Consider the following 22892-nt stretch of genomic DNA (forward strand, 5'->3'; position numbering starts at 1 on the left):
CTCTCTTTTCAAGTCATTGAAATTGTTTACAATTGGCTGTCTATTGCGGTGTAACAGTGTCGCACAGGAGCGGCCTACCGCCTGCAAAATCACCTCAGCCTGAAAATGCCGCTCCTTGAAAACGCTATCAAACACCTGGCTCATTGATTCGAGAGATCGGTCAAAACGATGGATAGGTGTCAGAGCCTATCTACATTGAGTTGAAGCGCATCCGGCTGGATCTGCTCAACGCCACTATATGGACTTGCATGAATCGTCAGGATCCAGATGCTGACCGTTGCGGTTAGGACATAGAGCGCGAGAGCTCGCATCCCGGCCCTCACTCTATCCGCATGAACCGCAACGATCGCAATTGCGGTCAGCACCGTCAATGTCAAAAGCATGTACCACTTATATTGATCGATCATGGTGCTGGCGATGGCCAACCGGGTATTGCGTGCTTCTTGCAAGTCATCGAAAATCCCGACCGTCTGGCTGACAATAACCGCTGGTGCGTCGCTGCGCGCGATCTCCATGATGATGATGCGAATATCCTGAAGCGTTTCCTCTACAGATTCGGCCGGGAAAAGATTGTGGTTCTTTCCCCATTCATCGCGGATAACGTTATCCCGATAAACCTCCAATGCCTGGGCGAGTTCGGGTTTGTTCAAAACATCAACATCAGCATTGCCGATCAGTCGGATAATCGCTGAGCGTTCAGCACTGACCTCACGATCCGCCTGGGCATTCAGTGTCCAGATATCGGCTGCGACAAACCCCAATGAGAGCGCCCAGGAGGTTGCGATTGTTCCGATAAAGGCACCAATCGGGATGGAGCTTTCATCCTTGCGTGCATGCCGCGCCATCAAAAGCAGTCCGACATAGGCAAGTGCATAAAGCACGACGCCAAAAATGATGAACAGAAACATGGAAGAGAAGAGCGGGAGGCCGAGAAGGTAGGACATGACTTTGGGATTCTTTTAGAAAAATAATTGCTTTGTTGAAGTTGTCCATCGTAGAGCGATTAACTGATGGGTGTAGTCTAGCCTTGAGTTTTCAGGGCGTTTTCCATTCGGTGCGGATCTAGGAGACTGGCGTTACCACACCTCAGTTTTTCAGGATCGCTCCGAATGAACATTCACAGAGAATGCCCGACTGACGCCCCTGCGTCGAGAGGAGATGGCCGTTGCCATTCTCTCCGGCGCACTCACGAAATCGCAAGCTGCCCGCATCGATGCCGTTTCACACAAGTTCGTGTCGCGCTGGGTCGCGGTCTCGCCGCGGTGCTTCACCATATGTGGCATGACGCAACTGCATTCTCGATGAAAAGACCCGCCATACTACAAGGATGAGCAAGATCAAAGATCTCGGTTCAGAGTTGGCAGCATTCAAACCCACCACCGAAGTGCCCAGAATGTGGGGGCCATCGCGATGACCACGAACAGAAGCGTGAAACCCGCAAACGACAGGCACTCTAAACGGAGTTACCGGTGACCAATTCCAGAAGGTGTCCTGCTGGTGATGGCTGGAATTTCCATTCGGCACAGTAGCCAGATCACTTTTCAAGATGTTCGCTGCGGCAATCGCCAGCAGCGGGTAGCGTGTGGTTTTGCCAAATTACCAAAAATGGTCCGCTTCGACGGTAATATCTTTTGGCAAGGGTGTGAATTGCCCTTAAAGGTAAGGCATGACTGAATTTGTCAGCTATTCGACTCATCGGTCAATGGCGAGGCAGATGACTTACCGGGGATAGGCATGAAAGCGAAATCGAATCAGAACCAGCGTGTGGCACACAGGAAGGCGCGCGCAAGATGGATCGCTTCATCGCTGTTGTTCCAGTCGACCGCGCTTGCCGGAACGCTTGCCGGTGTGCCGATGCCGTTTTATTCACGCGGGTATTCGCGCGCCTATGCCGCTGCGACCTGCGATCCGTCCTCGACCAGCGGCATTATCAATGACACGAGTGGCGCGAGCTCGACGACTTTCAGCTGCACGATCTCCTCAACAACGACGCTGACCAGTTCGCAATATGCCTATGGCGGAGCCTATACGTTTTATCAGGATCTGAAGAAATACCGCTTTTACGACAAATACGCGAATGGCCTCAATTACTACACGGACTTCTACCACAGGATCAGCAAAGGGCAGCCCGGCCTTAATATATCCGTGACCAATAGTGCGACGATTGATGTCACGGCAGCCAGCGACACATCGAACCTGATCAGTACGACCACCAATAGCAGCTATCTCTATTATATGAACGCGACGCAGACGGCCGGGCTCTCGGTCGTCTCGCGTGGCAGCAATGCCTGGTATTACAGCGCGCAAGGTGGTGTTTCCGGTGATGGCGGCGATGGTGGCAATGTCTATATCAAGAATACCGGCAGTATCACCAGCACGGTTGGCGGCGGCATTTATGCGCTTTCGCGCGGTGGCGATGGTCTTCTCGCCTATCGGGGTGGCAATGGCGGAACGGTGACGATCGTTTCGTCCGGCGATGTTTCCGGCTCGACTTCAGGGATCGTGGCGATCAGTCTGGGGGGGACCTCGCATGGCCCTGTCTATGGCTATCAACGCAATGCGCAAGCCGGCACTGGCGGCGATGTCAGTGTTACCGTCTATGGAAATGTTTCAGCGACGACATCCGGCCCGGCGGTCTTCGCCGCGTCTTATGGTGGAAATTCACCACGCGCCAAGAGCACGTTCTACAATTACGCTGATGAGGTTTACTACTGGCGCGGTGAGCAGCTTGAAGGCGGCGGCGGTGGCGATGCCGGCAGCGTCACGGTCAATATCGGCTCGTCGACAACGGCATTTTCCGGCACGATTTCGACGGTGTCCTCCGGTGATATCAGTGCTGCCGGGATCACGCGATCCAGCGGTGCGGCCATTTCTGCCATCAGTATTGGCGGTCAGGGCATCAACACCTATTCCGACGGCTATGACACCTATTACAGCGGTGGCAAGGGCGGCGATGTGACGATCGATGTCGTTGCGACATCGTCCGCGCTGATTGAAACGAAGGGCGATAATTCCCCGGCCATTCTGGCGCAGAGCGCCGGCGGGGCCAGCCCGCAGGATACGAGTAGTTTCAACACCACGCTTTCTGCCTATACGGGCGGCGACGGCGGGACGGTTTCCGTCACGCTTTCGGGCGGCGGAACGATCGAGACAACAGGCAATTATTCGAGCGGTGTTGTTGCGCAGTCGCTTGGCGGCGCCGGCAAATCGACATTGGATGATTCCACCTATGGTAATGCCGGTTCGGGTGGTTCCGTCACCGTGAAAAGTGATTTTACCATTACAACGAAAGGCAATTATTCGCACGGCATTGTCGCCCAGTCCGCCGCGGCGGCCTTTGGCTACGGCATCTACAGCTATGACGGCAACGGCGATCTCATCTGGGGCGATGATAATGACAGCTCGTCCGGCAGCGGTGACGTTACCGTATATAATTACGGAAACATCACGACCTATGGCTATTCCTCACACGGGATCATTGCCCAGTCGATTGGCGGCGGCGGCGGTATTCTGAACGCGACGGCAACGCTTGCCACCAACAGCGACGGAACGCTCGACACCAAGGCCTCCCAGACCATCGGTTCCGGCTCGACTGGAGCTGCAGGCGCGACCGTGAAGGTCACGAATAGCGGTACCATTATCACCCATGGTGGCACATCTTCGACCGATGAGCTGAAGATTGATGACACGGTTCTGACTGGCGGCATTGGCATTCTTGCCCAATCGATCGGTGGCGGCGGTGGTGTCATCATCGGCTCGGGCACGGCCGCTGCCATCGGCGGAAGCGGCGATGATGGTGACGACGGGTCCGATGGCGGCGCGGTCTATGTGACCAATAGCGGCACCATCATCACCTATGGCGCAGAAGCTCACGGCATCGTCGCCCAGTCGATTGGCGGCGGTGGCGGTGTCGGCACGAACGGCTATGGCTTCATTTCCTCGATCGGCGGTTCGGGTGGCAATGGCGGCGCTGGTGGCGCCGTTACGGTCACCAATAGCGGTACCATCAAGACCGCCGGTGATTACGCCAGTGCCATCATTGCCCAGTCGATCGGCGGCGGCGGCGGCACAGGCGGCAAGGCCTCGACCTTCGGCCTCGGTCTTGCCATCTCCACGGGCGGCTCCGGTGGTGGCGGTGGCGACGGAGGCACCGTGACGCTGAAAACGACAAGTTCCAGCGTTATCTCGACTTCTGGCGACCATGCCACAGCCATTCTTCTGCAATCGATTGGCGGCGGCGGCGGTTCCGGCGGTTCGGCAAAATCGGATGCGGATGGCGCGGATTTCTCGCTTTCAATTGCAACTGGCGGCTCGGGCGGCGATGGCGGCGATGGCGGCTCCGTCTATTCCACGCTCGCGGGAACGGTTTCGACAACCGGTACGGATTCGATCGGCGTTCTGGTTCAGTCGATTGGCGGCGGCGGTGGCGATGGCGGCGGGTCTACGGCGAATTCGCTTGCCGTCGGTATTCCCGACAACGAGGAAGGTGGAAGCTACGCGCTCGCTATATCCATTTCACACGGCGGTTCCGGTGGTGATGGCGGTGATGGCGGCAAGGCCTTCGCTCATGTCGACCAGGGTGCCACGATCAGCACCACGGGAGATGGCTCCTCCGCGCTCGTAGTGCAGTCGATCGGTGGTGGTGGCGGTTCCGGTGGTGATTCGACGGCCGCATCGGGGACGTTCACCCTGCAGGCCATGCTTGAAAGTCTGAGCCACAGCCTGGCGGAGCTGGAAGGCGACACCGTCACGCTGGGGCTTGAAGTCTCTATCGGAGGTTCCGCAGGCGGCGGCGGTGATGGCGGCTTTGCCTACGCCCATAACGAAGGCACGATTTCGACGGAAGGCGACTTCGCCTATGGCATGCTGGTTCAGTCGATCGGCGGCGGCGGCGGTACGGGTGGCACCGGCAAAAGCAAGGCTCTCGATATTTTCACCGATACCAAAACCAATCTCAGTGTAACGCTTGGTGGCAGCAGCAGTTCGGGCGGAGATGGCGGGACGGCCAAGGGTGGCGTTTCCAGCACTGGCTCGATCACCACGACCGGCGATAATTCCATCGCACTGGCGGTTCAATCGATCGGTGGCGGAGGCGGCACGGGCGGCAGCGGCACCGGGCAGGCTGATGCAGATAATTCCATCGCTCTGGCCTTCGGCTCGACGGGCGGCTCCGGCGGAAAGGGCGGGACAGCCTATGCCTGGAATGCCGGGACCATCATCACCAAGGGTGATGCCTCCAATGGTGTCCTGGTTCAGTCGATCGGCGGCGGCGGCGGCACGGGCGGCGATGGCACCAGCTCGGTGACCCATGCGTCCGATTTTGACAAGGAACTGAAGAAGTTTCAGAACGTCACCCTGAAGGCCAGCGGGGATATCACCACCACGATTTCCGGAACGCTCGGTGCCTCCGGCGGCGATGGCGGTGATGGCGGCAAGGTCTATTTCGGTATAGGAACGACCGGCGACGACAAGGAAATCAAGACGGGTCTGATCAAGACCTACGGGCCGATTTCGCACGGTGTCGTGGCCCAGTCGATTGGCGGCGGCGGCGGGTCCGTTGCGGTTTCCTCCAGCCAGAACGAGACCACGCTCGCCGCGAATCTTGACGGGTTCAACAGCCTGTCCGTGGACGTATCGCTGGGCCTCGGCGCAGTCTCCGACGATATGCCCGGCAATGGTGATGATGTCACGGTCTATGCTTCGGATACCTACACCTACGGTTTCTCCTCCATTGGCGTGATCGCCCAGTCGATTGGCGGCGGCGGCGGTGTTGCGACCTTCAGCGGCTATGCCGCCGATTCCATCGCGATTACGCTCGGCGCGAAACTGTCCAATGGCGATGATGACGCCAGTCTCACGAGCGGCGATGTCTATGTGGCGCTGGTGAGCGGGGAGAAGATCGCCACGACGGGCGATAATTCCAGTGGCGTTATCGCCCAGTCGATCGCCGGTGGCGGTGGCATTGCCATCACCGCACTCGGCACGGAGACAGACGTCAATGACGATACAATCTCTGACGTCATCACCGTGCAGCTCGGCACCTATGGCTCCGGTGACATGCTTCCCAATATTCAAAGCGGTACCGTTTCGGTCACGAATAGCGGCACCATCAAGACAACGGGAACGCGTGCTTTCGGTATTGTGGCCCAGTCGATCGGTGCCGGTGGCGGCCTGGTCAATGCTTCCAGCGCTGCGATTTCGTCGGTGACCTTCGTAGAAAAGGCCTATACCGGCGGTGCGGATGATGTCAGTGTTTCGCTTTCAAGCGGCACGATCATCACCTCTGGCGATGGCGCAGCCGGTGTCGTTGCGCAATCAATCGCTGGCGGCGGCGGTCTGGCAGCTGACCTGTCATCCGGCAGGATATATGCCTATTATGTTTCAAAGAGCGATGCGAAATACTCTTATTATTCCAAGGACTATCTTCAGGGTTATGCCAATTCCGGCACGGTGACGGTCACTGTTGACGACAATTCGTCGATCTCCACCTCCGGTGACTATGCCCATGGCATCATCGCGCAGTCGATTTCCGGCTCTGGCGGTATTTTCGAGCGCAACGGCAAGGTCTATGCCGGTTCGCTGCACCGCTACCTTTCGAGTGGTTTCACCAGCAGTTCCGGCGACGTCAATGTCACCGTCGATGGATCGGTGACGGTAACGGGTGCGCATTCCTGGGGTGTCTGGACGCAGACGCAGGACAGCACGATTACCGTGACCGTGGGCTCATCCGGTTCGATCAGCTCGACCAGCAGCTCTGACAGCAATGGCGGCGCGGTCTACGCGGCCTATAGCAGCAAAGGCAGTTTCAAGCTCGTCAATTCCGGCAACATTACCGGCAATGTGGTTGTCTCGAAAGCCGGCACTGTCTCCACCTACAAGGACTATAGTTCCACGGTTTCGGCGAGTGCCGACGGGGTCATCAGCCTTTCGAGCGAGGCTGCGGAAGGTTCGAGCCTGATGCTAAATCAGGGTACGTTCACTACTGGCGTGATTGCGGGCCTCAGCACGGTGCTGAATTCGGGCCAGATCAATATTGGTGGTGAAGGCAATATCCAGCAGACCGTATTTACCGGCGATCTGATCGGCGTTGGCTCATCGGATTACGGCAGTACCTATGATGCCGAAACGCTTGGCCTGTCTTCGCTGTTTTCCGCTTTCAGCTATTACAGCGGCACGACGAAGACAAGCTGGAGCACAACGTCATCCAGCAAGGGCGGTCTGATCACCGGTCTTGATGTCGATATGGAAAATGGCATCAGCGACACGATTGTGGTCGAGGGGGATTTCGCCGGCACCTGGGGTGTCGATGTGAATGCCAATTCGTTGCTGCCCAATAGCCGCACCGATTTCCTCAAGGTCATGGGTACGGATAGCTCGGATATCAGCGTTCTGGATTCGCTTGTTTACGATTTCTCCGATATCAGCACCTCTTCGGATGGCTGGCTTGGCTTCTCGGTCGACAGTGCCAAATTTGCCAATAGCGGCGTGTCGCTCGGGCGAAATGCCAGCGAGGTTGCCTCGGCCATGCAGCAGGCATGGGACAGTATCAAGGATGGATCGGCAACGGAAATCACCTTCGGTGATGACGAGATCTCGCTCGGTCAGCTGTTCGGTGCATTCAATCAGTCGAACGCTGAAACCTTCTCTGACATGCTGTTGACGCTTGCCTCGCAAACGGCAGCGGCACCACTGGCGGATTCGCCTTCGGCGGCGATCGCCGCCGCCAATAGTGTCCTGTCCTGCCCGGCATTTGAGACCGGCAGCGTCATCACTGATGAAGGATCCTGTGTCTGGGGCCGCCTCTATGGCAGCGACGCCCGCCAGGGCGGGGTCAACGATTCCTCGGCCTTCAACAAGTCGAGTGCCGGTATTCAGGCTGGCGGGCAGACGGCGCTGGAAGACGGGTGGTTCCTCGGCGCTGGCGTGACCTATGAGAATAGTTGGTTTTTCAACGACAGCCGGACCGAGAAGATGAGCCAGGAAGCCTTTACCGGTGCTGTGGCTCTGAAGAAGGAGGTCGGCAACTGGCTGTTCGGCCTTGTCGGCGGTGGTGGCTATAATTGGGGCGATTCAAAGCGCTATATCAATCTTGACACGCTGTCGGCTGTGGCAGAGGGCTCGCCGGATTCGGCAATGCTGTTTGCACGCGCCCGGGCATCCTACGAATTCGCGCTGAGCGACGATTTCTACATGCGGCCGCGGGTCGATCTCGACGTCGTGAACATGTACCAGAAAAGCTACAACGAAACCGGTGCCGGCGCGTTGAACCTGAAGGTTGACAGCAATTCCGATACCGTCTTTGGCGTCACGCCAGCGATTGAGTTCGGCGCGAAACTGCCCTTCCTGGAAGATATGCCGGCGCGGCTTTATGCTGATCTGGGTGTTTCGTTCCTGTCCAGCGATGAATGGGAGACAACGGCGAAGCTCGCCGGCCTGTCATCCATGGACAGCTTCTCGACCTTTACCCCGATCGCCGACACGGTGGGCCATGTCACGCTGGGGCTTGATCTGGCCAAACGGCAGGGAATGGAATTCAAGATCCAGTATGAGGGCTCATTCGCGGATGAATATCAGTCGCATGTGGGGTCGCTGCGCTTTGGCTACCGGTTCTAAACCCTGATCGGACCGGAGCGGAGCCAGGATCGACACGATCACGCCGCTAAAACTGAAAAATGAGCGCGCCGGTCTGATGGCTTCAGATCGGCGCTCAGGGATTCTTGGCATAAAACAGAGCGTCTTTAATCCTCTTTTCCAGAAAACCACTGCGCAAGCTGTGCGAGGGTGGCCACTGCGCTTGAGCAGGGGGCTACGTCGTGAAATGCGCTGGACCCTCTGCAGCCGCTGGAAATGATGGGGCGAGAAGGGGAGGTCTGGCCAGATGATGGCGGGGCCTGCGCCCAAAAGCCCATATCCGCAACCCATTATAATTGAATTGGTTTTTCTGACAGGGCGCTGCATGCCCCGGCCCGTTTCATGGCTGGGTTTTGGCTGACGGATCGGGGACAGCCAAGAGGGGCTGACCCAGACGTGCCGAGATGAAAATGGCAAAGATCAAAAATGCGTTTGACAAGATAGTGAAGTTAGTTCAATAATTTTCTTGTGAAATATCACAAGGCGATAAAAGATGGGAACACAAACCAAGCCTGAGTTGACCGTTTCGCGACCGGACCTCATTGCGGACGGGAGTGACCTGCATTTTCGGCAGATGCTGCATGATCTGCTGGCATTTTCGTCGCGTCTGCAGCAGGTGCGGGGGCGCTTTGCGGCCTTTATCGGGTTGACCGGTCCGCAATACACGATCCTGATCACTATCCGCCAGCTCGCTGCACGTGATGATGCGACGGTTGGTAGCGTTGCTGATCACCTGGCGCTGACGCCGACCTTTGTTGCATCCGAAACCAAGAAACTTGCCACGATGGGGATCGTCGAAAAAGACCCGGATCCGATGGATATGCGCCGTGTCATGCTCTCCGTTTCTGCAAAGGGCGAGCAGCTTCTGCATGAGCTTGCGCCGGTTCAGCGCCAGATCAATGACGCGCTGTTTTCACCCGTAACAGCGGAAAATTTCGCGCTTTTGCGGTCGCTTTCGGCGTCGCTGCGTAACAGTGCGGAGGATGCACTGGCGCTTTCCGATCAGCTCCTGAAGGAAGCCGAGGAAAAGGCATGACAACCGATATCACCGATCAGAAGGCGCTGCGCCGGGCGCTTGGGCAATTTGCGACTGCGGTCTGCGTCATGACCTGCCGTGTTGATGGCGAGGCGCTGGGCATGACGATGACCTCGTTCAATTCGCTTTCGCTTGATCCGCCGCTGGTGCTTTTCAGCATTGATCGCCGCGCCCGAGGCCTGCCGCAATGGGAGCGCGCAACAGGGATCGCGATCCATATTCTGAGTGAAAGCCAGATGGAGCTTTCCAACCGTTTCGCGCGTCCGGGCGACAAGTGGCTGGGGCTTTCCCATCGCGACGGGCTTCATGGCGCACCGGTTCTTTCCGGTGTGGCGGCACTGTTTGAGTGCAGCATCGACCACAAATACGACGCCGGCGACCACCGGCTGTTCATCTGCCGTGTCGAGCGGCACGCCATGTCTGTCGATCGCCGTCCGCTTCTGTTTTCGGGTGGACGCTACGCAACAATCGCAAAGCAAGAAGACGAGGCGCCGTCCTGGCCTCTCGCCATTCACTACTGAACTCTGCCTATTAAGGAGCAACCAATGATAAAAACCGGGAAACAGCACACTGCCAGCCTTCAGGACGGGCGCCGCGTGCTCATCAATGGCGGTCATGTCGATGATGTGACGACATCGCCATCATTCCGCAATGCGGTCCAGTCCATGGCCTCGATCTATGATTTTCAGGCAGCGCCTGAAAACCGCGAATTGATGACTTACGAAATTCCAGGTGCAAACGGCGATCGCGCCAACCGCATCTGGCAGCTGCCGAAAAGCCATGCCGATCTCGTCGAACGCCGCAAGGCGCTTGAAGCATGGACCGAACTGCATGGCGGTTTTCTTGGCCGTGCGCCGGACCATGTCGCCTCCGCCATCGCTGGCATGTATATGGGCAAGGACGTCTTTGAAGAGTATGATCCTGCCCGCGCCAGGGCGCTGGCCGACTACTACACCTATGCCCGCGACAACGAGCTTTACCTCACCTATGTGATCATCAATCCGCAGGCCGACCGCTCGAAAAAGGCCAATGAACAGGCCGATCCCTTCCTGTCCGCCGGTGTGGTCGATGAGGATAGCGAAGGGTTGACGATCCGCGGTGCCAAGATGCTGGCGACCGGCGGCATTCTCGCCAATGAAGTCTTTGTGACCTGCATTCAGCCGCTGCGTGAAGGCGAGGAACCCTATGCCGTTTCCTTTGTCATTCCGATGAATGCCAAGGGGCTGAAGATCATGTCGCGCAAGTCCTATGAAGGGGCGGCCAACTCAGTCTTCGATTATCCGCTCGCAAGCCGCTTTGACGAGAATGATGCAGTTCTCTATTTCGATGACGTCAAGGTTCCGTGGGAGCGCGTGTTCATCAATCAGGACACGCAGATGTGCTTCAAGCAGTTTCACGCCACCCCCGCGCATGTCTATCAGAACTACCAGGCTCAGATCCGCTTGATGGTGAAGATGCGCTTCCTTATGGGCATTGCGCGGCGAACAGCCGAGACCAATGGTGTTCTGGCCTTCCCGCAGGTGCGTGAAACGCTTGGCCAACTCGCTGCCCAGTCCGCCATGGTCGATGCCTTCGTTCATGCCATGGAAATCAAGGGCCATCAGCATGGCGAATATTTCATTCCCGACCGCCATACGCTTTACGCTGCACAGGTTCTGACCCAGCAGATGTATAACCAGATCATGGGTGTTCTGCGTGATCTGGCCGGTGGCGGCATGATCATGCTGCCGTCTTCGGTCTCGGATTTTGCCGATCCGGAAATGCGCGAACTGATCGGCAAGACCCAGCAGTCGCCGACGACCTCGTCGGAGGGGCGTGTCAAATTCTTCAAGCTGGCCTGGGATGCGGTCGGCTCGGAATTTGCCTCGCGCCATACGCAGTATGAAATGTTCTATGCCGGTGCGACCTTCGTCACCAAGGGGCATTCCTTCCGCACCTTCGATTGGGATAGCTGCACCGGGCTGGTTGACCGCATGCTCGACAGCTACAGCCTTGACGATGAAATTCATCAGATTTCCACAGCAGCAGAGTAAGACAAATGGCGATTGAAAAAGAACATAAGGAATTCCACGCGATCGACATGGGCCCTGATGGCTGGGCGCCGCCGCCCGGATATCCCGAGGGCATCAAGCAGAAGATCCTTGCCGGCCATCTTGATGAGGTGAACAAGAAGGGCAATCGCACGCGGCTTCTGCGCTTCGATCCCGGTGTCTTTACCACGGCACCCTTCGTCCATGATTACTGGGAAGAGGTCTATCTCGTTTCCGGCGATCTGACCGTCGGTAATGATAAAAATGGTGAAGGTGGCGAAAGCTTTGAGCCCAACACCTATGCATGCCGTCCGCCGGGTGCTTATCATGGCCCGTTCAAGTCTGAAAAAGGCTGCGTTCTGATGGAAATCCACTATTACGACGAGAGCAAATGAGCGTGACGGTTTCTCAACTCACATCGAAGCTTGAGGCAGGCGAGATCAGTTCTTTCGAACTGGTCTCGTCGTGTCTTGAGCGGATCAATGACAAAAGCGGGGAGGGCGCCCGCGTCTTCACCGCACTCAACAGCGAAGACGCGCTCGAAACGGCCAGACGTGTGGACGCCGCCCGCAAGGCCGGTGAGCCGCTTGGGCCTCTGGCCGGTATTCCGGTCTCGGTCAAATGCCTGTTTGACGTGAAGGGGCTGGTGACAACGGCAGGTTCTGCATTGCTGGCAAAAGAGCCGGCTGCAACAGCCGATGCTCCCGCCATTGCCCGCCTGCGGGCAGCAGGCGCCGTCATCATCGGCCACACCAACATGACCGAATTTGCCTATTCCGGTCTCGGCATGAACCCGCATTATGGTACGCCCGGCAATCCGGCAGACCGTTCGCGCGTGCCGGGCGGTTCGTCTTCCGGTGCCGCCGTTTCCGTGGCCGATGACATGGCCGCGATCGGCATTGGTACGGATACCGGTGGCTCCTGCCGTATTCCTGCGGCCTTTTGCGGGCTGGTTGGCTTCAAGCCAACCGCTAGCCGCGTGCCGACGGCAGGCGCATTCCCACTGTCGCAGACGCTCGATTCCATCGGTTCGATCACCCGTTCAGTGGATGATTGTGCGCTGACGGACGCGATCATGGCCGGTGAGGCGACGAGCCTGCCGGACGTGCCTGCACTCAGCGAGATGCGCTTTGCCGTGCTCGACAATTACGTTACCGATGACGTGACGCCGGGCGTGGCGGCAGCCTTTGATGAGGCTGTCCGCGCCCTGGAAAAGGCCGGAGCAAAGGTCGAGCATATCCGTATCGAAGATCTGGCGCAGTTGCCGGGCCTCAATGCGCATGGCGGTATCATCGCCGCGGAAGCCTTTGCCATTCACAAGGACTATCTGGCTGAGAGGAGTGGTGAATATGATCCACGCGTCAGCATCCGCATCATGAAGGCCGAGACGATGGAGCCCGGCGAATATGAGCATATCCTTGCGGTGCGCAAAGCGATCATCGCCCGGGCAGATGAGATCACAAGGCCCTATGATGCGGTGCTGATGCCGTCTGTTGCCATGGAAGCGCCGGTAACGGCTGAGCTTGATGCCGACGATGCCTATTATGGTGCACAGAATATTCTGGCGCTGCGCAATACGACGGTCGGCAATTTCCTTGACCGCTGCGGCATTTCGCTGCCGCTGCCTGTTGCGGGATTGCCCGTCGGGCTGATGCTGATGGGCGAGACCATGGGCGACCGCCGCCTTTTTGCTGTGGCAAAGAAGGTCGAGCAGCTTATCTGCCGTTGATGCGTTTCTGTTCTGGCCGGTCTTGAGGGACCGGTCAGCTCTTCATCAGTGTGTTGAAGAGATTGGCCTTGAAAGCGTTGATATGCGACAGCATGGCCTGCTCGGCCGCATCCGGATCATGTGCTGCAAGTTTCTCGATGATTTCGGCATGCTGGTCGCAGACGCGGCTGTTCTGATCAGGCACATTGAGTGACAGCGTCCAGAAGCGGACGGCGCGGTCATGCAGATTGCCGAGCAGCTCGGTCATGATCGAGTTTCCGGCCGTGAGCGCAATCGTCTGGTGAAAAGCCCTGTCGAGCGCGATCAGCTGATCCAGTTCTCGCTTCTGGGTCGCCTTCAGCATGCGATCGAGATTGTCACGCAATTCCTTGACCTGCTTTTCCTGTATGCGTTCCGCCGCCCAGCGGGTGACGCGGGCTTCATTGATCTGGCGAACCTCGATCAGTTCCACCAGCTCATCAAGCGAGACCGGGCTGACGACAACACCCTTGCGCGGCATCACCTCGACGAGGCCGTCAATCATCAGCCGGTCGACGGCCTGGATGACCGGCGTGCGGCCAATGCCGAGCGCATCGGCAAGGTCGGTGACGGTCACGGCTTCACCGGGCTTGAGTTCGCAAGAGACAATCTTGCTCTTGATCACCTGATAGGCCTGGTCACGCAGCGACAAACGTGGTTGACGGCGCATGGCGCCGTCCTTGATATCCAGCCTGTTTGTTGCTGCTCGCACCATGTTGCTCGCTCTCCGAATATGCTGTGTCCATTAAACCCGGCAGGGCGGAAGCCTGCAGCAGAGTTGCCTCGGGCCGGGATGTATCGTCTTTGAAAAGGCTATCAGTCGGCAACCGGCAGGGTCTTGATTGCATACTGGAATGTGATCGAACGTCCAAGAACCGGATCTTCGATTTCCCCCTCAAAGCGATCTGAGCTTCTTATGCCACCGATTGCCGGAAGAGTTCCACAAAAAAGGGCTGTACCATCTTCCAGCTGCTTGCCGCCGGTGTATTTGGCCATTGTATCTGCCGGGTGAAGCAGACTTGCCACGCCGCCTTCCTGGTAAAGCTTGCGCGCGCCGTTCTCGACAATATAGCTGCGCAGGATCAGCTTGTCCCAGTGTTCGGCAACTTCCTCAAACGGCCAGACGGTTGCCGAAACCGGCTTTTCGCACATCTGCTTGGAGATGGTGACGCCAACGGTTTCCGCCTCGCGATCGGTATGATCGGAGCCTATGCCAACAAAAAGCTTTCCATCGGATGCGAGCACCACCGGTTCGATCTCGCCGCTGGAGGCTTTGCCGCTGGCCTCGATGGTTTCTGCCGTCGTCAGGCGCGCCGCCGAAACCCGATAATAGGTCGGCGTCTGCTTCGGACGGGCAACGCCAAGTGCCTCCAGCTCCTGGATGTGGTGCTCCATGGCATCTTTGTCGCGGCCGGCCCATCCGGCAATGACAAGCGTTTCGATCGTGATTTCGGTTGGCTTCTCGCCCGCGGCGGATGAGACGGTCATCGATAGTGCCATGCTTCAGTTCCCTGGATCAATGATTGGTGCACTGCCCAAAAAATAGACGTGCAAATGATTTGTGCGAATTGTCTTGACAATTGCAAATCTATAAACAGTATGTGAAATATCACAAGCGTTTTCTTTCGCTGTTCAAACTTTCCCGTTCAGGGGAGTTTGGCGAAGTTCCGCTTCTGTCGAGAATGCTATAAAGTCCTTTAAAACCAGGGGAATTGCCATGAGAAAATCACCTCGCGCATGGTCGTTGGTCACGGTCGCAACCATGTTTGCGCTCAGCACCTCGGCCTTCGCCGCCGACAAGCCGGAATCGGTTGATGTCGGTGTCTTCACCTTCATGTCCGGCGGCCCTGCCGCTTACGGCGTCCCCGGTCAGCAGGGCGCTGAGACTATTATTGACGAGATCAATGCTGCCGGCGGCATCGATGGCGTTCCGATCAAGGCGACCTTCGTCGATGAGGCGCAGGGTGCTGAAGGCGTGATTTCCGAATATCGCCGTCTCGGTGAGGATCCGAGCACCGATTTCATGATCGCGGCGCTTTCTTCCGGCAACTGCCTGGCGCTTGCGCCGATTGCCGACCAGATGAAAATGCCGACGGTTGGCTGGAACTGCGATACGCATCAGCTCTATCAGAAGGGCGACCATCCCTATTTCTTCCGCCCGAACGGCAACACGGTTGCCGAATTCATGGCCTATGTTCTCTACTTCCTCGACAAGAACCCCGATGTGAAGCGCGTCGCGATCATCAACCCGGATTACTCCTTCGGTCATGATGCCGCCGAGATCGTCACGGCAACGCTGAAGGTGATGAAGCCCGACGTTCAGATTGTTGCCGAACTCTTCCCCAAAATGGGATCGTCCAGCTTCCAGACGGAAATTTCGCGTCTTTCTGCTGCCCGTCCCGATGTGATCTTCTCCAATCTCTGGGGCGGTGATCTGGAAAACTTCGTTCGTCAGGCCAGCCCGCGCGGTCTGTTCCGCACCAGCCAGGCGGTTTTTGCGCTCGGCGAATCCTCGCTGCAAAATGTTGATATGCCCGATGGCGCCATCGTCGGTGTTCTCGGTGATGGCTACTGGCGTTCGTCCGACGCCACGGCCAATGGCGCTGATGCTTTCGCGGCCGACTACCGTGCCAAATTCGGCAAGGACCCGGTCTTCCCGTCGATGAAGATGGCCAACAGCTTCGAGATCATGAAGGCGGCCTATGAAAAGGCGATTGCTGACAATGGTGGCGAGTGGCCGACCAAGGATCAGGTTGCCGCTGCCCTCAAGGAAGGCACGTTCACGACGCTGACCGGCGAAGTCGTCCTGCGTTCCGACAATGACGGTATCGTCGATCAGGTGATCGGCACGACGGCCACCGTTGATGGTGTCGATTATCCGGTCATGACCGACATGGTCCGCTATGACGGTGCCAAGCTTCTGCCGCCGGTCGGCGAAGATCCGATCGCATGGATCGGCACGCTGTCGCCCGATCTGCTGTCGGAAATGCCGAAGCCCGGCTCCTATAAGTAATATCGTTTCGAAACAGCCCCGCGCCATCTGAATTCTGCTGGCGCGGGGTATTTCGGGGCAGATCGCCCCTTCCATTTTCACCAGCCGGGCCCGGGATATGTTGCAAACTCTGATACCGCTCGCCGTCGACGCCCTTGCCAATGCGGCGCTGATCTTCTTCGTCGCTGTGGGGCTTACACTCGTGTTCAGCGTGCTGAACATTCTCAATGTTGCCCATGGCAGTTTCTATTCCATCGGTGCCTATGTGGCAGCTTCCGCCGGCCTGTTCGTCGTCAGCGCCGGGCTGCCGGCCTGGCTGACCTTTCCGACACTGCTTCTGTCGGCGATTTTCGTCGCGGTGCTGTTTGGTCCATTGATCGAGAACACGCTGATCCGTTGGACCTATGGCAAAAGCGAAGCGGTTCAGGTTCTCGTCACCTTTGCGCTTTTCCTCATTCTTGAAGATCTGCAGCGCATGGTTTTCGGCGTGGATTCGCTTTACGAAGATACGCCGATGTCGTTGCTCGGCATTACCGATCTGGGTGGTATCGTCTATCTCAATTACCAGCTTCTGCTGATCGCTCTGGCCGCAGTCGTGCTGATTGGCCTCAGGCTCTTCATCGGCAACAGCCGCATGGGCAAGCTTCTGGCTGCCGTAGTGGCCGATCGCGAAGTCTCCCAGGCCATGGGGATCAATACCAATCGCATCTTCATGATCGCCTTCACGCTCGGTGTCTTTCTCTCCGCACTTGGCGGCGCGCTGGCCACGCCGACCAGCGGTGTCGCACCGGGCCTGGGTGCTGATACGACCGTGCTTGCCTTTGCTGTTGCCGCCATTGGCGGGCTTGGCCAGGTGGAAGGCGCTGCCGTTGCCGCAATCATCGTCGCGCTTGCCAAGGTGCTGGCGATCTATTTCGCCCCCGCGCTTGATGCTGTCGCGCCCTATCTGGTGATGCTGATCGTGCTTTTGTGGCGGCCCTACGGTCTGTTTGGCAGCAATAGGGCGAGGAAGATCTGATGAAGAAGCTCTCCCTCATCATCGGCATTGGTTTTATTGTCCTCGCCTTCCTGCCGCTTCTGTTTCCCTATTCGCAATTCGTGCTGACCATTGCCGTCGCCAAGGGTTTTGCAGCGCTCGGCGTCATGCTGCTTTTGCGTGCCGGTCTGATCTCGCTCGGCAATGCGATGTTCTATGCCATTGGCGCCTATGCCACCGCCTTTATGGCGACGCGTCTCGGTATTCATGACATGGCGCTTTTGATGGTGTTTTCCGTCGTTGTGTCGGCGTTTTTCGGCTTCATCTTCGGCCTGTTTCTGGTGCGTTACCGGGCGATCTTCTTCGCCATGCTCAATCTGGCCATTTCCATGGTGATCTTCTCGCTGGTGTCGAAGCTTTACGCAATCACCGGCGGCACGGATGGCATCGGCGTTCCGGTACCGACTGTCTTTGGTGTCGAGCTCGGCAAGGCCGCATCCGATACGCTGCTCTATTATGTGGCGCTGGTTCTGGTTCTCGTCATCGGCTTTCTGGTGCATCGCTACCTTCAAAGTCCGCTCGGCCACGCGCTGTCGGCGGTTCATTCCAACGAGGTGCGGCTTGAATATCTGGGCGTTTCGGCCCGGGCGACGCTTCTGTTCGCCTATACGCTCTCGGCAGCACTTGCCGGGATCGGCGGTGCCATCGGCGCCATGTCCATCGGCCATGTCCTGCCGGAATTCGCCTTCTGGACGGAATCGGGGCATCTGGTGCTGACGGCGGTTCTCGGCGGTATTGCCGGTATTGCCGGGCCGTTCCTCGGTTCCATCTTCCTTGAAATCCTGCACACCGTGGCCGTTGGTTATGCGGCTGAGGCCTGGAACATGATTGTCGGTATCGCCCTTCTGGTGGTCATCTTCTTCCTGCCGCGCGGCATTTACGGTCTTGTCGAAAATGTCGCTGGCCAGAAGGACCACGCAAAGGAGCCGCAGCTATGACAAAGCCACTTCTGAGAGCGGAAAACCTGCAGGTCGCCTTTGGCGGTGTTCGCGCGGCCGATGGCGTCAGTCTGACGATCAACGAGGGCGAATTCGTTGCCATTATCGGGCCGAACGGCTCGGGCAAGACGACTTTTCTGAACCTGTGCACCGGCTATGTCCGCCCGCTCGCCGGCAGGGTGATGCTGGGGGATCAGGAGATCACCCGGATGGAGCCGCGGGCGATTGCGCGTCGCGGCATCGCCCGTGCCTTCCAGATCCCGCAGCTGTTCACCGATCATTCGGTGATTGAAAATGTCATGCTGGCGATCGCGGCGCGCCGTGGCATCTGGCATGTGCTGCATCCCCTCGACCGTCCCGCCTATCGTCGCGAGGCGGAAGAGCTGCTGGCGCTCTTGAACCTTTCACAGCATGCAGAAACCATTGCCGGTACGCTGCCGGAAGGCCTGCGCAAGCTGGCCGATGTCACGGTCGCCATGGCTCTTCGGCCAAAGCTTCTGTTGCTGGACGAGCCGACCAGCGGTGTCTCGGCGCTGGAGCGCTTCCCGCTGATGGATACGCTGATGAAGGCGATGAAATCGGAAGGTATCACGGCGCTTTTCGTCGAGCATGACATGGATATCGTTGAAAATTATGCCGACCGTGTTGTCGTCTGGAACGCTGGCAGCATCATGGCCGAGGGAACACCCGAAGCGGTGATGAAGGACCCGCGCGTCCTTGAAAACGTGATTGGAGTGGCATGATGCTTCAGGTTGAAAATCTCTCGGTCGAGATCGCCGGTGTTCAGGTGCTGCGCTCGGTGAAGCTTGAACTGACCGCCGGGCTTTGCACGGTTCTGATCGGCCGCAATGGCGCGGGCAAGACCACCACGCTGCGCGCCATTATGGGGTTGATTGAACGCACCGGCGGTACGATTAGGCTTGAGGGCCGTGAAATTCAGGATATGCCCAGCCATGATCGCGCCCGGCTCGGGATTGGTTATGCACCGGAAGACCGGCGGCTGATCGGCAATTTTACGGTCGAAGACAATATTCTTCTGCCCGCTTTGGCCATCAAGATGCCGGCAGCCGAGCGCAAGCGCCGACTGGAAGAAGTCTATGCCTTCCTGCCCGAACTTCACACCATGCGGGCGCGGCCCGGTGGCGGCGTGTCCGGCGGGCAGGGCAAGATGGTGGCGCTTGGCCGGGCGCTGATGGTGGCTGACAAGGTTCTGTTTCTCGATGAGCCGTTTCAGGGACTGGCACCGGCGCTGGCGCTTGAATATGCCGACACGCTTTCACGACTGCGTAAAGAACGTTCTGATCTGGCGTTGTTCATCACTGAATCCACGCCGAAACTGCTAGCCGCCATTGCCGATCGTGAACTGCAGATCGAACGTGGAGAAATGACGAGCCTTTAGCTGCTGCTTCAATCGGCCTTTCGGCTGGAGAAAGCTTGCCCGGAAGGGCGGCAAGGGCAGGGCGCGGGGCAAGGCGACGCGAGGTGTCTGCGGGCCCTTCACGGGCGGGTGGAAAGTCGCTAAGGTGAGGTATTCTCGCATTCCACCGTCCATGAAAAACGGCAATGCCGGCTGTTCTTGATGCCGTCGCTGATGCCCGAAAGCTCCGGTCCCGGAGTGGTCACGTTCACATATGCTTACAGTTCTCGGTATCATCTTTCCGGTTTTCGCGATGATCGCGGTTGGTTATGGCGCGGTGCGCAAGGGGCTGGTCCTGCCGGGTGATGTCGGCGGGCTTGGCCGTTTCGTGGTCAATGTCTGCCTGCCTGCACTGCTGTTCAGTGCGGTGACAAGCAGTGATCGCAGCGATTTCACCCAGCCGCTCTATCTGTCGATATACGCGGTTTGCGGGCTCGCCAATATGGGGCTGATCTGGCTTGCCGTATCGTTTGCCGGCGCCGAGCGGACCCGGCGCGCGGCGGCAACACTTGGCGCCAGCACGCCCAATTCCGCTTATATCGGCTATCCGATCCTGCTTCTGGCGCTGCCGGAGATTGCGGCACCCGCCTTTGCCATGAATGTGGTGGTGGAGAACTTCCTGTTCCTGCCGCTCGGGCTCATGCTTCTGGAGCAGGCGCAGACGGTGGAAAGCCGGACGCCATTTGCAACAGCCCGGCGGCTTTTGAAAAGCATTCTGACAAAGCCGATGATCCTCGGCATGTTTGCCGGTCTGGCCGTCGCTCTGCTTGGTATTCCGCTTCCCCACGCATTTGTGCGGCTGGTCGAGATGATCGCGCAGGCCACACCAGCGATCGCGCTGTTCTTCATCGGCGGCACGCTGGTCGGCCTGCCATTGCGCGGGCATCTGAACTACGCGGTACTGGTCGCCTCGGCGAAGCTTCTGATTTTTCCAGCGCTGGCTGCAGTGATGGCAGCGGGCCTTGCCCTGTTCGGTTGCCGCTTTTCCGACCCGCGGCTGTTCAGCGCACTGATCCTGTCGGCCGCCATGCCGATTTTCGGCATGTATGCGATCTTCACCCAGGACGTCGGGCATGAGGGCATGGCCTCGATCGCCATGCTGACCTCGATCATCGGTGCCTTTTTCACGCTGTCTGCGCTGCTGATCATTCTGCTTTAGCGCGTTTCAGGAAAGCAAGGCCGTCACCGAAGCCATGAACATGTCGGCGCCTGCGATGATATGGCGATCTTCGACAAATTCCGCCTCATTATGGCTGAGCCCGTCCCGGCAGGGCACGAAAAGCATGGCCGACGGCGTTGCGCCTGCGAGAAACAGCGCATCGTGGAACGCCCCTGACAGCATATCTTTCGTGTCAAACCCGGTTTTTGCCGCCGCTTCGCGCAGCGCCCCGACGATTTCGGGAGCAAAGAATGCGGGCGCCATATCGCTGGTTCTGACGATCGAAACGGTGACATTCTCACCTGCTGCGGCTCTCTCGAGCGTTTGTTTGATCAGCGTTTCATAGCGATCGAGCATTGCCGTTGACGGATGTCTGAGATCAATGGTGCAGGCGGCCGTTGCCGGAATGGCGTTGACGCTGCCAGGCGTGATGGCAAGGCGTCCGATGGTGAAACGGGCGGTTTCATCTTCCGGCATGATGGTGCGGTAGAGTTCGTCGAGCGCTGCTGTCAACGCTTTCAGCGGGTCACGGCGATAGGCAAGCGCGGTCGTGCCGGCATGGGCGGTCTGGCCTTCAAGCGTGACGTCAAACCAGCGCGTGCCCTGAATGCCGGTGACGATGCCGATCGGGATGTCTTCCTTTTCCAGCGAGGGGCCTTGTTCGATATGCAGTTCGAGATAGGCATGGACCGGGAAGCCGAGTGGACGTGTCCCGGCGGCCTCTGAGAGTGCATCGAAGGTTGCCCGGCGCTCGTCTTCGAAATTCAACCCGTCATCGGCGGCGGCAAGCATTGCCCAGCTTTCAGGGATCGTGCCTGCCGCGAAAGCCCGCGATCCCATGCAGCCCGGGGCAAAGCGGCAGCCTTCCTCATTGGTCCATGCAACGACCTCGACCGGGCGTTGCGGTGTGAAACCGGCATCGGCGAGGCTTTCCAGCACTTCGAATGCCGTCAGCGTTCCGAGCGCGCCATCATAGCGCCCGCCAGCCGGCTGGCTGTCGAGATGGGAGCCGATCAGCAGCGGCGGCAAAGCGTTGTCGGCGCCGCCCATGCGGATGAAGAGATTGCAGATATCATCCTGATAGACAGAAAAACCGCGCTTTGCGGCAAGTTTTGTGATCAGCGCGCGGGCCTTGCGGTCGCCTGCACTGAGCGCCTGCCGATTGACGCCGCCGCCAGCCGTCGCCCCGATGGCGGCAAAGTCTGCAATCCGCTGTATGAGGCGTTTGCCATTGATCGAAAATGTCATCACGCATCCTTTCCATAGGCGGCAGTGTGAAACTCGATCTCCAGCCGCATCGCCTTGCCGAAAACGGCGCTTAGATGCGCGCGCTGGGCATTGCCGAGCACTTCACCTGCCGCATCCAGCCGATCTTTGAGCCACATGGCCTGGGCGGCGAAAGTTTCATCGGTGTGAAGCCCGACCCATTCGGCCAGAAGCGGATCGGAAATCTTCGTTTCCATCGCCTGTTTCGACCAGGTCCAGTACATCCATTCGGCGGCGAACATGGCGGCAATGGTGTCAATGAAGCCGCCGTTGCGGGCAATGGTCAGCATGCCGTCACGAAAACGATGGACGGCCGGATCCGTCAGATCGAAATCGGAAGGGTTGATGCCGCGTTCGGCAAAGGTCTTTTCGAAATAGGCGATCTGGTGATTGGCCAGCGCATCCAGCACACCGATCAGCCATCGCCGGTCGGTCATGGTTTCTGCCCTGGCGGTCGCATAGGCGAAGATCGAAATCGCCGTTTCGACAAAGGCGCCCTCGAAGACGAGATAGCGTTCGAAAGCCGCTTTCGGCAGCCGGTCGGCCTTGATGTCTTCGACAAAACGATGCGCCACCATCTGGTCGAAAACGGTTCTGTTTTCCCTGAGGATATAGTCGGAAAGCTTTTCCATCTTGTCCA

At 58.2% G+C, this 22892-nt stretch carries 17 protein-coding genes and 1 pseudogene; 13 read left to right on the forward strand and 5 right to left on the reverse strand.

Annotated features, from left to right (window positions below; all coding sequences use genetic code 11):
• Window positions 1–179: 179 nt before the first annotated feature.
• Window positions 180–908, reverse strand: coding sequence for a bestrophin-like domain (locus FJU08_RS11670; protein ID WP_235890664.1), 729 nt, complete (start codon window positions 906–908; stop codon window positions 180–182).
• A gap of 201 nt (window positions 909–1109) precedes the next feature.
• Here FJU08_RS11670 and FJU08_RS23310 point away from each other — a divergent pair.
• The 7 genes and pseudogenes from FJU08_RS23310 to FJU08_RS11700 form a co-directional block, all read left to right on the forward strand.
• Window positions 1110–1248 (forward strand): annotated as a pseudogene (locus FJU08_RS23310) (IS481 family transposase); the annotation flags it as partial.
• Window positions 1249–1734: 486 nt separating this feature from the next.
• Window positions 1735–8613 carry an autotransporter outer membrane beta-barrel domain-containing protein gene (locus FJU08_RS11675; protein WP_141149197.1) on the forward strand — a complete coding sequence of 2293 codons (6879 nt, stop codon included), beginning with the start codon at window positions 1735–1737 and terminating at the stop codon, window positions 8611–8613.
• A 511-nt stretch (window positions 8614–9124) separates the two neighbouring features.
• Window positions 9125–9667 carry a MarR family winged helix-turn-helix transcriptional regulator gene (locus tag FJU08_RS11680; RefSeq protein WP_141149198.1) on the forward strand — a complete coding sequence of 181 codons (543 nt, stop codon included), beginning with the start codon at window positions 9125–9127 and terminating at the stop codon, window positions 9665–9667.
• On the forward strand, window positions 9664–10188 hold the full coding sequence (locus tag FJU08_RS11685; protein WP_141149199.1) for a flavin reductase family protein: 525 nt from the start codon (window positions 9664–9666) through the stop codon (window positions 10186–10188). Before FJU08_RS11680 ends, FJU08_RS11685 begins: the two co-directional genes overlap by 4 nt.
• A gap of 24 nt (window positions 10189–10212) precedes the next feature.
• Window positions 10213–11700 carry a 4-hydroxyphenylacetate 3-hydroxylase family protein gene (locus tag FJU08_RS11690; RefSeq protein ID WP_141149200.1) on the forward strand — a complete coding sequence of 496 codons (1488 nt, stop codon included), beginning with the start codon at window positions 10213–10215 and terminating at the stop codon, window positions 11698–11700.
• 5 nt (window positions 11701–11705) lie between these two features.
• Entirely contained in the window at window positions 11706–12092 is a 387-nt protein-coding gene (locus FJU08_RS11695) for a cupin domain-containing protein (protein WP_141149201.1), read from the forward strand.
• Window positions 12089–13426 carry an amidase gene (locus FJU08_RS11700; protein ID WP_141149202.1) on the forward strand — a complete coding sequence of 446 codons (1338 nt, stop codon included), beginning with the start codon at window positions 12089–12091 and terminating at the stop codon, window positions 13424–13426. Before FJU08_RS11695 ends, FJU08_RS11700 begins: the two co-directional genes overlap by 4 nt.
• Before the next feature lie 34 nt (window positions 13427–13460).
• Here the strand turns inward: FJU08_RS11700 and FJU08_RS11705 are convergent, their stop codons facing one another.
• Both FJU08_RS11705 and FJU08_RS11710 read right to left on the reverse strand, forming a co-directional pair.
• On the reverse strand, window positions 13461–14159 hold the full coding sequence (locus FJU08_RS11705) for a GntR family transcriptional regulator (RefSeq protein WP_141149203.1): 699 nt from the start codon (window positions 14157–14159) through the stop codon (window positions 13461–13463).
• Window positions 14160–14260: 101 nt separating this feature from the next.
• Complete coding sequence (locus tag FJU08_RS11710) at window positions 14261–14944, reverse strand: DUF2848 domain-containing protein (RefSeq protein ID WP_141149204.1); 684 nt, start codon at window positions 14942–14944, stop codon at window positions 14261–14263.
• A 217-nt stretch (window positions 14945–15161) separates the two neighbouring features.
• Between FJU08_RS11710 and FJU08_RS11715 the strand changes: the two genes are divergently transcribed.
• The 6 genes from FJU08_RS11715 to FJU08_RS11740 all read left to right on the forward strand — a co-directional run bounded on the left by FJU08_RS11715 (window position 15162) and on the right by FJU08_RS11740 (window position 20986).
• Window positions 15162–16457 (forward strand): ABC transporter substrate-binding protein, encoded by a 1296-nt coding sequence (locus tag FJU08_RS11715; protein WP_235890665.1) that lies wholly within the window; start codon window positions 15162–15164, stop codon window positions 16455–16457.
• A 97-nt stretch (window positions 16458–16554) separates the two neighbouring features.
• Window positions 16555–17454 carry a branched-chain amino acid ABC transporter permease gene (locus FJU08_RS11720; RefSeq protein ID WP_141149205.1) on the forward strand — a complete coding sequence of 300 codons (900 nt, stop codon included), beginning with the start codon at window positions 16555–16557 and terminating at the stop codon, window positions 17452–17454.
• Window positions 17454–18410: a branched-chain amino acid ABC transporter permease gene (locus FJU08_RS11725; protein WP_141149206.1), complete on the forward strand. Its 957-nt coding sequence runs from the start codon at window positions 17454–17456 to the stop codon at window positions 18408–18410. Before FJU08_RS11720 ends, FJU08_RS11725 begins: the two co-directional genes overlap by 1 nt.
• Window positions 18407–19153 (forward strand): ABC transporter ATP-binding protein, encoded by a 747-nt coding sequence (locus tag FJU08_RS11730; RefSeq protein ID WP_141149207.1) that lies wholly within the window; start codon window positions 18407–18409, stop codon window positions 19151–19153. Before FJU08_RS11725 ends, FJU08_RS11730 begins: the two co-directional genes overlap by 4 nt.
• The gene (locus FJU08_RS11735) at window positions 19153–19809 is read left to right on the forward strand and encodes an ABC transporter ATP-binding protein (RefSeq protein ID WP_141149373.1); all 657 of its coding nucleotides are present in this window, start codon (window positions 19153–19155) and stop codon (window positions 19807–19809) included. Before FJU08_RS11730 ends, FJU08_RS11735 begins: the two co-directional genes overlap by 1 nt.
• 232 nt (window positions 19810–20041) lie before the next feature.
• A complete protein-coding gene (locus FJU08_RS11740; protein ID WP_141149208.1) occupies window positions 20042–20986 on the forward strand; it encodes an AEC family transporter in 945 nt (314 codons plus the stop codon).
• Window positions 20987–20992: 6 nt separating this feature from the next.
• Here the strand turns inward: FJU08_RS11740 and FJU08_RS11745 are convergent, their stop codons facing one another.
• Both FJU08_RS11745 and FJU08_RS11750 read right to left on the reverse strand, forming a co-directional pair.
• Window positions 20993–22234, reverse strand: coding sequence for a Zn-dependent hydrolase (locus FJU08_RS11745; RefSeq protein WP_141149209.1), 1242 nt, complete (start codon window positions 22232–22234; stop codon window positions 20993–20995).
• A complete protein-coding gene (locus tag FJU08_RS11750; RefSeq protein WP_141149210.1) occupies window positions 22234–22884 on the reverse strand; it encodes a TenA family protein in 651 nt (216 codons plus the stop codon). Before FJU08_RS11750 ends, FJU08_RS11745 begins: the two co-directional genes overlap by 1 nt.
• Window positions 22885–22892: the final 8 nt, after the last annotated feature.

This window comes from Martelella alba, assembly GCF_006516955.1.
In the GTDB taxonomy this organism is placed as follows: domain Bacteria; phylum Pseudomonadota; class Alphaproteobacteria; order Rhizobiales; family Rhizobiaceae; genus Martelella; species Martelella alba.